Raw genomic sequence first — 12,176 nt, forward strand, 5'->3', positions numbered from 1 at the left:
GCGGTCTCACAACGAGGAACCTCAATTGAGGGAGATCTTGATGACTGAGGCGATTCCGAGAGCTGCGATGAGGCAGACCGAGCTTGTGAGGAAGAGGACCGCCCAAGGCGTCGGGCGGCCACGTTCGGCACGGATGGACACCGAACCGAGGCGGTAGCGCCTGACCTGCAGAGCGATTGCGGCGATCGCCAATGCGATGCAGATGACGAAGACGATGACAGAGAGACCTTCGAACACATTGATCCACCGGATGAACAGCAGACTGACAACGGTCATCGTGAGGCTGGTGCGCAGCCAGGACTGAGTCGTTCGCTCCGGTTGCAGCCCAGGATCGGGGTGTGGCTGGGGCCGTCTGGGACGCCGCGCGGTCACAGGACTCCGGCGAAGACCAGAACGAGGAGGCCAGCACCCAGCGCGGAGGCCAGACTGACGATGGGAATGATGAGGGGAAGTGGCAGCGAGGTTTTGTGGCGCATGGCCGACTCGATGCGGTGCCATCTGAAGGCGGCACCGGCGGCGAGGATGAACCCGATGACCATCAGCACGATCGACAGGGTCGCACGCAGTCCAGAGGTGAAGATCTCCGAGGTGAAGGCCTCGACCGCGATGCCTCCGCCGATGAACGCCAAGGCTGTGCGGATCCAGGACAGGAACGTGCGTTCGTTGGCGAGGGTGAAACGAGGGTCGGGGTCCTCGCCGTCGGGAAACAACCGTCGGGCGATCCTGCTGCGAGAGTCATCGGGGGTCACGTATCGAGGATAACTGGTGTGGTCGAATAGCGCGCCGAGGTTCCGCCGTGCGGCGGAATAGTTCTTCCATCGGGCGGATGGGAGATATTCGTGGTGGATCGCCGCGAAGGACCTATCCTTCTTCCCGAGGGTGCGGCAGACTAAAAGCATGGCCCGCGACGATGCGATGAAGACGATACTCAAGAACCACCTGCAGGCATGCCGCAATGATCTGATGTGGAAGCTCATCGGACTCAGCGAACGCGACCTGCGGCTGCCGCAGACGGCTACGGGGCTCAATCTCGCAGGCATCGTCAAACACATGGCGAATGTGGAGATCGGGTACTTCGGTGACACCTTCGGCAGGCCTTGGCCACATCCCGGTGAGGCCATCACCGATGCGCAGTTCGAGGCCGACCCACAAGCCGACTGGTACGCGGCAGAGGGCGAAACTGCGGACTCCATCCTCGACTTCTACCGACGTGTGTGGGACTTCGCCGACGAGACGATCGATACCCACGCGCTCGAGGCGCAGGGCACGGTTCCCCATTGGCAGGCTGAGAAGGCGGCGGTGTCTCTGCAGCAGATCATGGTGCACGTCATTGTCGACCTTGCGAGGCATGTGGGTCAGGCCGACATCGTGCGCGAGAGCATCGATGGGAAGGTCGGACTCAACCCTCGCAGTCCGAACATGCCCGAGGGTCAGGACTGGGAGGCCTACCTTGCCAAGCTGCGGGCGCTGGCCGACAACGACTGAGCAGTGGGTGGCCAATAGCGCCTGAGCACCTGCAGGCACGCGGCAGCCGGACGGGTCCAGACACCGAGGATCTCCGCCTCGGCGGGGCAGACGTTAAGCTGGGAACTGAAATGGCACATGAGAACTCAGCATCGTCGAGCCCGGACACGGGCAACTCGACCCCGCGGACGGATACGCCGTCACCACGCCCGGGCACACAGCCACCGCGTCAGGGCTCAAAGACCTCGCGCAAGGGCTCCCAAGTCCCAGACAAAGACAGTCACACCGTGGGCAAGGACGCACGATCCGCCAAGCGCTCACCTCGGCGGAAGAATGAGCGACGCAAGAACACCGGCGCCTCTCACCGTGAACGTCGGGCTCGGCTGACGGCAGCCCGGCAGTCCCGGTCTGTCGACGTCACCTACCCGGCGAACCTGCCGGTCTCGGCCGCCAAAGACGAGATCGCCACGGCTATCCGAGACAACCAGGTCGTCATCGTCGCCGGCGAGACGGGATCGGGAAAGACCACCCAGCTGCCCAAGATCTGCCTCGAACTGGGGCTGGGAGTCAACGGACTGATCGGGCACACGCAGCCTCGGCGAATCGCTGCCAGGACCGTGGCTGAGCGCATCGCCGACGAACTCGGTGAGGATCTCGGCGGGACCATCGGCTACCAGGTGCGATTTACCGCGCAGGTCGCGGATTCGACCCGGGTCAAGGTCATGACCGACGGCATCCTGCTCTCCGAACTCTCTCGGGACAAGCTGCTGCGCGACTACGAAGTCATCATCATCGATGAAGCGCACGAACGCAGCCTCAACATCGACTTCCTCCTCGGCTCACTCAAAGAGGTGATGGGCAAGCGGCCCGAGCTCAAGGTCATCATCACCTCGGCGACCATTGACCCGCAGTCCTTCGCCGCACACTTCGACGACGCTCCGATCATCGAGGTCGCCGGCCGAACCTATCCGGTCGAGGTGCGCTACCGTCCACTTGTCGACGACTACGAGGAAGACGGCGACGACGGTCCAGGGGAATCCGGGAGCTACGAAACGGGGCCCGAGGAACAGACCGAGGGCATCATCGCCGCCTTCGACGAACTCAGCGCAGAAGAACCCGGCGACATCCTCGTCTTCCTCTCCGGGGAACGCGAGATCCGCGACACCGCCGATGCCCTCGAGGCTCACGTGCGCAAACGTCCGCGTCTGAGCAACTGGGAAGTCGTGCCGCTCTTCGCCCGACTCTCCGCCGGTGAACAGCAGAAGGTCTTCAAACCTCACTCCAGGCCACGCCTCGTGCTGGCCACGAACGTCGCCGAAACCTCGCTGACGGTGCCCGGCATCAAATACGTCATCGACGTCGGCACCGCCCGCATCTCCCGGTACTCCAACCGCACCCGGGTCCAACGACTGCCGATCGAGCGCATCTCCCAGGCGAGCGCGAACCAGCGCAAGGGCAGGTCGGGTCGCACCAGCGACGGCATCTGCATCCGCCTGTATTCGCAGGAGGACTTCGAGTCGCGACCCGAGTTCACCGACCCGGAGATCCTGCGCACCAACCTCGCCAGCGTCATCCTGCAGATGGCCGACCTGGGGTTCGCCTCAAGTGACAAGGAGATCCTCGAGTTCCCGTTCCTCACCCCACCAGAGGCCAAAGCCGTCCGCGACGGGCGCACCATGCTCTCCGAACTGGGGGCTCTGACCAGCGATAAGGCCGGAACGATCACGGTCACCCCGACCGGTCGACAGTTGTCCCTGCTCCCGATCGATCCGAGGCTGGCGCGCATGGTCATCGCCGGCGCCGAGGCGGGATGTGGGGGAGAGGTCACCGTCATCGTGGCCGCGCTGTCCATTCAGGACCCCCGCGAACGACCTACCGAGGTGCGCGCGGCCGCCGATGAGAAGCACGCCCGCTTCACCCACCCGGGCAGCGACTTCCTGTCCTACCTCAACCTGTGGAACTACCTCGACGACCAGCAGTTCGCGCTGACGAGTTCGAAATTCCGCCGCCAATGCAAGGCCGAGTTCCTCAACTTCGTGCGCATCCGCGAATGGCAGGACCTCGTCGGCCAGCTGCGCTCTTTGCTCGGCTCCTCCGGCATCCGTGTCAACAAGTCGGTGTGGCGCCCGGTCGAGGCGTCTGCTGCCGACGCATCGGCGTCGCCGGCAAAGGCTTCCGGGCCTCAGTCGAGCACGTCGAACACTGCCGCTGCTCCGACGAGCTCGAAGAGCGCCAGCGGCAAGGTCGGATTCGCCGAACTCAGCGCACAGAAACGCAGCGCGAAGAAGAACGGCGGGCAGGATGCGGAGAAGGACTCCGGACAGAGTGCTGCAAGCGCGAGACTCGACCCTCATGCCGCGGCTATCCACCGGGCACTGCTGACGGGGCTGCTGTCGATGATCGGTGCCCGGTCCGAACGCAACAAGGACTATCAGGGAGCCCGAGGTACCCGCTTCGCGATCTTCCCCGGATCGGGTCTGTTCAAGAAGAAGCCCGACTTCGTCATGGCCGCCGAACTCGTCGAAACCTCCAGACTGTGGGCCCGTACCGTTTCAGCGATCGAACCCGACTGGGTTGTCGAAGCAGCCGGTGATCTGGTGACCAGACAGTATTCGGACCCGCACTGGTCGAAGAAGGCCGGCGGTTCGATGGTCTACGAAAAGATCTCGCTCTACGGCGTCACTCTCGTCTCCGACAGGCGGGTCGGCTATGGGACCTTCGACCAGGAGGCCGCACGGGACATGTTCATCCGCAAGGGCCTCATCGAAGGTGACTGGCACGAACGCTTCGGATTCCTCGAACACAATGTGACGGTCATCGATGAGGCAGAAGCGCTCGCCTCACGCACACGCAACCGCAGGGTCCTGGACCAGGACGATGCGCTCTTCGAGTTCTACGATGAACGGATTCCTGCCACAATCACCTCGGCGGCGGACTTCCGTGCCTGGTGGAAAAAGCAGAAGCGTCGCGACTCGCATCTGCTGGATCTGAACACGTCGATCCTGCTCAGCGACGACAGCGAGGAACTCACCGCCTCGGTGGCCGACGATTTCCCGATGGAATGGGAACTGGTCGACGGTTCGATGGCGAAGCTGAGGTATTCCTTCGAACCCGGCAGCACCGAGGACGGGGTGACCGTCGAACTCCCGGCAGCGTCCGTGCCCCTGGTGGATTCCGATGAGTTCTCCTGGCAGGTCCCGGGCCTGCGTGAGGAACTCGTCGCCGCCTACATCCGGTCGCTTCCGAAGAACAAGCGCCGCTATTTCGTACCCGCGCCTGACGTCGCCCGCGACATCCTGCCCATGCTCACTCCCTACCGCGGGGCTCTGCCCGAGGTGCTCGCCGCTCACCTGAGCGAACGTGCGGGCGGGGGAGGCCTGAACGACCTGGTTCCCATCACCGTGACCGCCGCGGACTTCGACGAAGATCGTATTCCGCCGCACCTGCGGATCCGCTTCCGCGTCATCGACGGGACCACAACAGTGGGTATCGGCGAGGACCTGACCAAGCTGACGGCGACGGCGAAACCTCAGGTGCGCAGGGCCCGGGCTAAGCAGGTCTCGTTCAATGCCAAGACGGGACTCACCTCATGGTCGTTCGGCACGCTGACCAGCCCGGACGAGGCTGAAGTCGGGGCTGTGCCCGGGTTGGTCGACCGTGGAACCAGCGTCGACCTCGTAGCCTTCGACACGGCTGCCCAGGCCCGTTTGGCCTCACGCGAGGGGCTCATCACCCTGTTGGGCCTGCGCACGAACGAGGCACTGAAATACCTGCGAGAAGGACTGACGACCGATGAGAAACTCGTCCTCGCCGGTCACCAGCAGTCCTCGGACGAAATGCTCCACGCCCTCATCAGGGCAGGAATCCGCAGCGTCGTCGAGACCGAGCTGGGTGCTGCTGAGACCAGCTGGGTGGCAGATGCCGGAGAGTTCGGGAAGCTGGAAGCCGCGATGCACGCGGCCCTGACCGACATGTGCTCGAACCTGCTGCCTCATCTGATGAAGGCACTGCGGTCCACCACCGAACTCGACCGGCGCGTATCAAAGGCCTCATCGTTGGCGATCCTGTCCAACCTGGCAGATGTGCAGACATGGCGGGGAGCACGAGTCACAGGTGAGTCGGTGGCCGCGATGACCGGGCAGATGCTCCGCGATCTGCCCCGGTGGGTGCAGGCTGAGGTAGTCCGCATCGATGGAATGCAGAACTCGCCGATGCGCGACAAGCAGCTCATGGACCGTATCAGCGGCAGCAGCGACGCCGTGTTGAAGAAGGTCGGCAACAGGTTCCCCGAGCTGGCCAAAGCGAATTGGTCACGGATCGTGGTCTCGGTGCCCAGTGAGTGGCGGGACGTGATCATTATGCTCGAGGAGCTGCGCGTCAGCCTCTACGCGAATTCGCTGGGAACTGCCCACCCGGTGTCGGAGAAGAGGATCGCGAAGGCACTCGCACAACTGTGATGGGTCGCGGCGCTGAGAGTTGCGACTAGGCGGGGCCGGAGGTGAAGTAGCCGGCGAACAACCACCAGATGGGGAGGACCGCGGCGGCGAGGAATGCGGCGACAGACCACCAGATACGCCATTTCCACGTCCGTCGGCGGGTCCCGACGAAGAGGAACACGAGGTAGAAGACAAGGCAGAACGCGCCTGAGAGACTGAGCATCACCATGCTGAAGGCCTCCCACCCGGATGTCCCGAGGTCGAAGAGGTAACTGGTGACTTGACCGATCTCGAGCGAAAACTTGATCGCGTACACCAGGGCAGGGATGCCGAGGATCGCCGCGAAAATCAGCGGCAGGGCCTTGAGCAGGCGTTCCCTCGGTTCGGAGCGTCCGGCGTATTCAACAAATTCCTCATTCATCGCCATCCAGCATAAACGCGAAATCCGACAAGACGCTGGACACCCCGCAGAGCCGACCGCGCACACTAACCACAACTGTGACTGACCGGACACCCGTTCAACGACAGAAGAGAGATAAGATATTTTGGTGACTTCTGGCCAGTATTCTGACAAGGACATTCGAACCGAGGCGGCTCGCCGCCGGACGTTCGCTGTCATTTCGCACCCCGACGCGGGTAAATCGACGACCACCGAGGCGCTCGCACTGCACGCACGAGCCATCGGCAAGGCCGGCGCCACCCATGGCAAGGCCGGCCGCCGCGCCACTGTCTCCGACTGGATGAAGATGGAGCAGGACCGCGGCATCTCGATCTCCTCAGCGGCGCTGCAGTTCGAGTATCGGGATGCGGTCTTCAACCTCGTCGACACCCCGGGTCACGCGGACTTCTCCGAGGACACCTATCGAGTACTCTCCGCCGTCGACTGTGCCGTGATGCTCATCGACGCAGCCAAGGGCCTCGAAGCGCAGACCATGAAACTCTTCGAAGTCTGTGCCCACCGCAACATCCCGATCATCACCGTGATCAACAAATGGGACCGTGCCGGTCTCGACGCGCTGGAGCTCATGGATGAGGTCCAGGAACGCACCGGACTCCTGCCCACCCCGCTGACCTGGCCTGTTGGCCAGTCCGGTGACTTCAGGGGAGTCCTTGACCGTCTCACCGGTGACTACACGAAGTACGACCGCACCAATGCCGGTGCCACCATCGCCGGCGAAGAGACCTATGGCGCGGACAAAGCCGTCGAGCTCGAAGGCGATGCCTGGCAGACTGCTGTCGACGAATCCGATCTTCTCGACATGGAGGATCAGAACCACGATCAGGAGACGTTCCTGGCCGGCAAGTCGACCCCGGTGATGTTCGCCTCGGCGGTGCTCAACTTCGGTATCCACAAACTCCTCGACATGCTCGTCGACCTGGCGCCCGCGGCAGAGGCGCGTCTGGACAAGAACGATGTGCCGCGCGACGTGGCCGATCCGTTCTCCGGATTCGTCTTCAAGGTCCAGGCAGGCATGGACTCCAACCACCGTGACCGGCTGGCCTACATTCGAGTCTGCTCCGGTGTCTTCGAACGCGGTTCCGTGCTCACCCACGCCGCGACCGGCAAACCCTTCGCTACGAAGTATGCGCAGCAGGTCTTCGGCCGTGACCGCGACGTCGTCGATGAAGCCTTCCCAGGAGACGTCGTCGGACTGGTCAACGCCAGTGCACTGCGGGTGGGCGATTCGCTCTACCTGGACAAGAAGGTCGAATTCCCCGGCATTCCGACGTTCTCTCCCGAACACTTCATGGTCATCAAGGCCAAGGACTCCTCGAAGTACAAGCAGTTCCGCCGCGGTATCGAACAGCTCGACCACGAAGGAGTCATTCAGGTGCTTCGCTCTGACCTGCGCGGTGACCAGGCCCCGGTTCTCGGAGCCGTTGGACCGATGCAGTTCGAGGTCGCCGAGGACCGGATGAACAACGAATTCCACGCGCCCTGTTCGCTGGAGCGCCTCAACTTCTCCTTGGCTCGGCGCACCACACCAGAATGCGTGCCGACGCTGGCGAGGGAACGATCAGTTGAAGTTCTGCACCGCTCTGACGGTGAGCTGCTCGCCCTGTTCTCAGACAGGTGGCGCCTCCAGGGCGTGCAGAAGAATCATCCGGATCTGGTTTTGGAACCGCTCGTCGTCAGCTGAGCCCACACACCGCGATCGGCAGGGGAATAAACTTCCGCCGATCACACGTTCGACGTTTCGACGAGGACGTCTCGCCGTTTTGACGAGGACATTAAGATGAATAGTCGGGGTCATTTCAAGATGGCCCCAGTTGGGGAGACCTGACGCTCGGGGAGACCCGAAATGACAAAGGAGAGATCACAGACGTGGGAACGAAATCGATTCGAGTCGCGATTGCCGGATTGGGCAACTGCGCCTCTTCCCTGATCCAAGGTGTTGAGTATTACCGGGATGCGGCCCCAGGAAGTAAAGTACCGGGACTCATGCACGTTGAGTTCGGCGATTATCACGTCGGTGATATCGAATTCGTCGCCGCATTCGACGTCGACGGCAAAAAGGTCGGCGCCGATATCGCTGAGGCGATCACGGCCAGTGAGAACAACACGATCAAGATTGCCGACGTGCCATCGACCGGTGTCGAGGTTCAGCGCGGACCGACCTTGGACGGCCTCGGCGAGTACTACCGCGAGACCATCGTCGAATCCGACATCGAACCCGTCGACGTCGCACAGGCGCTGCGTGAGGCACAGGTCGATGTTCTCGTCTGCTACCTGCCCGTAGGTTCGCAGGAAGCCGTCGAGTACTACGCACAGGCCGCCATCGATGCGAAGGTCGCCTTCGTCAATGCCCTGCCTGTCTTCATCGCCGGCACCAAGGAATGGGACGAAAAGTTCCGTGCCGCCGGCGTGCCGATCGTCGGCGACGACATCAAGAGCCAGATCGGTGCGACCATCACTCACCGTGTGATGGCCAAGCTGTTCGAGGACCGCGGCGTCGTCCTCGACCGCACCTACCAGCTCAACGTCGGCGGCAACATGGACTTCAAGAACATGCTCGAGCGCAAACGCCTCGAGTCGAAGAAGATCTCGAAGACCCAGGCCGTGACCTCGAACACCTCGGCCGAGCTCGAGCCCCGCAACGTCCACATCGGACCCAGCGACTACATTGAGTGGCTCGACGATCGCAAATGGGCTTTCGTCCGTCTCGAAGGCCGCAACTTCGGTGATGCTCCGGTGTCGCTGGAATACAAGCTCGAGGTCTGGGACTCACCGAACTCGGCCGGAGTCATCATCGACGCCGTGCGTGCGGCCAAGATCGGACTCGACCGCGGCGTCGGCGGAGCTCTCATCTCCGCCTCGTCGTACTTCATGAAGTCGCCCCCGGAGCAGAATGGCGATGACGCAGCTCACGACGCAGTCGAAGCCTTCATCCAGGGAAACCTCGAACGCTGAGCTGAAGACCCCCGCAACCTGAGAATGCCGATCGCACCTACGTGCGGTCGGCATTTTCGCTGCGCTCAGGCGATCCAGGATATGAGATCGGCTCGCCTGTAATCGGTGTTGTCCATAACACTGGGGCGTGCACACAGTGGTCCCTGCCACAGACGAGCCGTGACTCGACCACTGGATGAGCTTCGGCCCATCTGCACACCCCTTCTGACGAATCACCGAGGAGTATCGATGTCACGCAATGCAGCTGCCACCGACACCGCGAAGAAGAAACCGGCCGAACTCGACTGGCTGATGCGCCTGTTGGTCATCATAGAAAAGGCCGGAAACAAACTTCCGCACCCCTTCTGGCTGTTCCTGTCCCTGGCCGTCGTAGTGATGGTTCTCTCCGCGATCTTCTCCGCCGTCGGATTGGAGGCCGTCAACCCGGCCACCGACAAGACGGTGAGCGTCACCAACCTCTTCAGCACAGAGTCCCTGCGGGAGATAGTCGCCGGAGCCACGAACAACTTCGTCACGTTCCCACCGTTGGGTCTCGTGCTCATCGTCCTCATCGGCGTAGCCGTGGCCGAGCAGTCCGGACTGATCCCGGCGATGCTGCGCGGAACCATCGCCGGTGCCTCACCGAAGTGGATCACGTTCATCGTGGCACTTGCCGGAACCGCTTCCTCGATTGCCTCCGACGCCTCCTACATGATCATGATTCCCCTGGGCGGGCTCGCGTTCAAAGCTGTGGGTCGCAATCCGCTGCTGGGGTGTCTTGTCGCCTATGCCGCCACCTCGGGTGGGTATTCTGCGGCGCCGATGGTCAACTCCCTCGACACCATCCTCGGCGGGCTCTCCACGTCGGCGGCTCAGATCATCGACCCCGACTACGTGGTCAGCCCGATTGCGAACTTCTACTTCAACTTCGTCTCGATGTTCGTCGTCGCCGCCGCCGTCACTCTCGTCACCGAACTGCTGCTGTCGAAGCGAGCCGACCAGATCGAACTCGACGAACCAGACGAGAACGATCCCGACAACTTCGATGTCAAAATGGCGCTGGATGCCAACGAGAAGCGCGGCATGGTCTTCGCTGTGCTCAGCATCGTCGCCTGCGCCGCACTCCTCTTCTTCCTTGCACTGCCCCAGGATTCGTTCCTGCGCGATGAAGCCGGTGGCTTCGGCCCCGAATCGGGACTGATGGCAGGAATCGCAGCCATCATCGGCTTCGGATTCTTCATTGTCGGCATCGTCTACGGCTACGCCACAGGATCGATCAAGAAGACTTCGGACATTCCCGACATGATGGGCAAGGGACTGCTGCCGTTCGTCCCCGTCATCGTCCTCTTCTTCGCCGCCAGCCAGTTCCTCGCACTGTTCAAGATGTCCAACCTCGGCGAGATCCTCGCCATCCGCGGCGCCGAATTCTTCGGCTCACTCGACACCGGACCCTTCGTCATCCTCCTCGGCGGGTGGCTGTTGGTTGCCCTCGGCGCACTGTTCCTGACCTCGGGATCGGGACTGTGGACCCTGATGGCACCGGTCCTCGTGCCGATGTTCATGCTCCTGTCCATCGCCCCGGAGACCACGCAGGCCCTCTATCGCATCGGTGACTCCACGACGAACATCATCTCCCCGATGAGCCCGTACTTCGTTGTGGTCCTCGGCTTCATCCAGCGATATAAAAAGGACGCGGGAATCGGCACCGTTCTGTCGTTCACCATTCCGCTCTCGTTCGCAATGTTCATTCTCTGGGGACTCCTCTTCTTCATCTGGTGGGCCACAGGAATCCCATGGGGCCCGGGTGCAGCCACGAGCTACCACATGGGCTGAGGGTTCTGGCTGGGCTCGCGAGGCGGGGCGGACACAACGCCTGCCGTGGATGTGGGAATAACCTTGCCGCCGACGAGCGTTACGATCGTGCAACGCTCACTGGCTCTTGCGCCGGGTCATCAGTGACTGTCCAGCTCAAGTGACTAGACTGAGACCAAGATTCAACTCTCGTGCGGCATTTCGACTGCGCGAGCAACCTGCTCAGATCGAAAGGATCTCGACCGTGAGTAACCCCATGATGAACCGGGCTCTCAACCAGGGAGTTCAGGCCGGACGCAACGAACCGGTCATGTCCGACCAGGAGCTCAACAACCTGTTCGACCAGCCAGCCGCGCAGAACCGCAATGCCGGTCCGCAGACTGCTGACCGGGCGATGACCTACGACGACGTCATGATGAAGACCGGTGTTCTCTTCACCATTCTTCTCGCCGGTGCCGTCCTCGGCTGGTTCGTTCCGCCACTGGCTTTCCCTGCGATGCTCATCGCACTGGTCCTCGGTCTTGTCAACGCCTTCAAGAAGGAACCGAGCAAGGCCCTGATCATCGGCTACGCCGCGTTCGAGGGAGTCTTCCTCGGCGGCATCTCCTCGATGTTCGAAACGATGTTCCCCGGTATCGTCATCCAAGCCGTGCTCGCCACACTCTGCGTCTTCGGCGTCATGCTCGCCCTGTTCAAGTTCAAGGGCGTGCGCTACGGCTCGAAGATGAAGAAGTTCATGATGATCGCCATCGGTGGGTACGCCATCTTCTCGCTCATCAACTTCGGCATCGCGATGATGACCGGCACCGGGGGTGCCCGCAGCGTGCCGATCAACATCATGGGATTTGAAATGCCGCTCGGTGTCATCATCGGCATCGTCGCCACCGTGCTGGCGGCCATGACCTTGATCATGGACTTCCAGATGATCGAGCAGGGTGTGAAGCAGCGGATTCCGGAGAAGTACTCCTGGATGTGCGCCTTCTCCCTCATGGTCACCCTCGTGTGGCTCTACATCGAAATCCTGCGTCTCATCTCCTACTTCAGGAACTAGACACCGTTGGTCCCGGCACCCC

General features: G+C 62.2%; 9 protein-coding genes. 6 read left to right on the forward strand and 3 right to left on the reverse strand.

Annotated elements, in window-relative coordinates; all coding sequences use genetic code 11:
• Positions 1–21 precede the first annotated feature (21 nt).
• Both INT29_RS16520 and INT29_RS16525 read right to left on the reverse strand, forming a co-directional pair.
• Positions 22–372 (reverse strand): DUF202 domain-containing protein, encoded by a 351-nt coding sequence (locus tag INT29_RS16520; RefSeq protein ID WP_193072476.1) that lies wholly within the window; start codon positions 370–372, stop codon positions 22–24.
• Positions 369–749: a YidH family protein gene (locus INT29_RS16525; protein WP_101569887.1), complete on the reverse strand. Its 381-nt coding sequence runs from the start codon at positions 747–749 to the stop codon at positions 369–371. The genes INT29_RS16520 and INT29_RS16525 overlap by 4 nt, the downstream gene beginning before the upstream one ends.
• Before the next feature lie 148 nt (positions 750–897).
• Between INT29_RS16525 and INT29_RS16530 the strand changes: the two genes are divergently transcribed.
• A complete protein-coding gene (locus tag INT29_RS16530; RefSeq protein WP_193072477.1) occupies positions 898–1,485 on the forward strand; it encodes a DinB family protein in 588 nt (195 codons plus the stop codon).
• Positions 1,486–1,595: 110 nt separating this feature from the next.
• Complete coding sequence (gene hrpA, locus INT29_RS16535) at positions 1,596–5,921, forward strand: ATP-dependent RNA helicase HrpA (RefSeq protein WP_226842112.1); 4,326 nt, start codon at positions 1,596–1,598, stop codon at positions 5,919–5,921.
• 25 nt (positions 5,922–5,946) lie between these two features.
• Here hrpA and INT29_RS16540 read toward each other — a convergent pair whose 3' ends face one another.
• A complete protein-coding gene (locus tag INT29_RS16540) occupies positions 5,947–6,321 on the reverse strand; it encodes a hypothetical protein (protein ID WP_193072479.1) in 375 nt (124 codons plus the stop codon).
• A 127-nt stretch (positions 6,322–6,448) separates the two neighbouring features.
• Here INT29_RS16540 and INT29_RS16545 point away from each other — a divergent pair, with 127 nt between their 5' ends.
• The 4 genes from INT29_RS16545 (at position 6,449) to INT29_RS16560 (ending at position 12,154) form a co-directional block, all read left to right on the forward strand.
• Positions 6,449–8,041 carry a peptide chain release factor 3 gene (locus INT29_RS16545; RefSeq protein ID WP_101569889.1) on the forward strand — a complete coding sequence of 531 codons (1,593 nt, stop codon included), beginning with the start codon at positions 6,449–6,451 and terminating at the stop codon, positions 8,039–8,041.
• Positions 8,042–8,226: 185 nt separating this feature from the next.
• Positions 8,227–9,312, forward strand: coding sequence for an inositol-3-phosphate synthase (locus INT29_RS16550; protein WP_101569628.1), 1,086 nt, complete (start codon positions 8,227–8,229; stop codon positions 9,310–9,312).
• Between the two features lie 228 nt (positions 9,313–9,540).
• Positions 9,541–11,124: an AbgT family transporter gene (locus tag INT29_RS16555; protein WP_193072480.1), complete on the forward strand. Its 1,584-nt coding sequence runs from the start codon at positions 9,541–9,543 to the stop codon at positions 11,122–11,124.
• A gap of 235 nt (positions 11,125–11,359) precedes the next feature.
• Entirely contained in the window at positions 11,360–12,154 is a 795-nt protein-coding gene (locus tag INT29_RS16560; protein WP_193072509.1) for a Bax inhibitor-1/YccA family membrane protein, read from the forward strand.
• The last annotated feature ends 22 nt before the right edge of the window (positions 12,155–12,176 follow it).

The organism is Brevibacterium sp. FME37 (assembly GCF_014897485.1).
Lineage (GTDB): Bacteria > Actinomycetota > Actinomycetes > Actinomycetales > Brevibacteriaceae > Brevibacterium.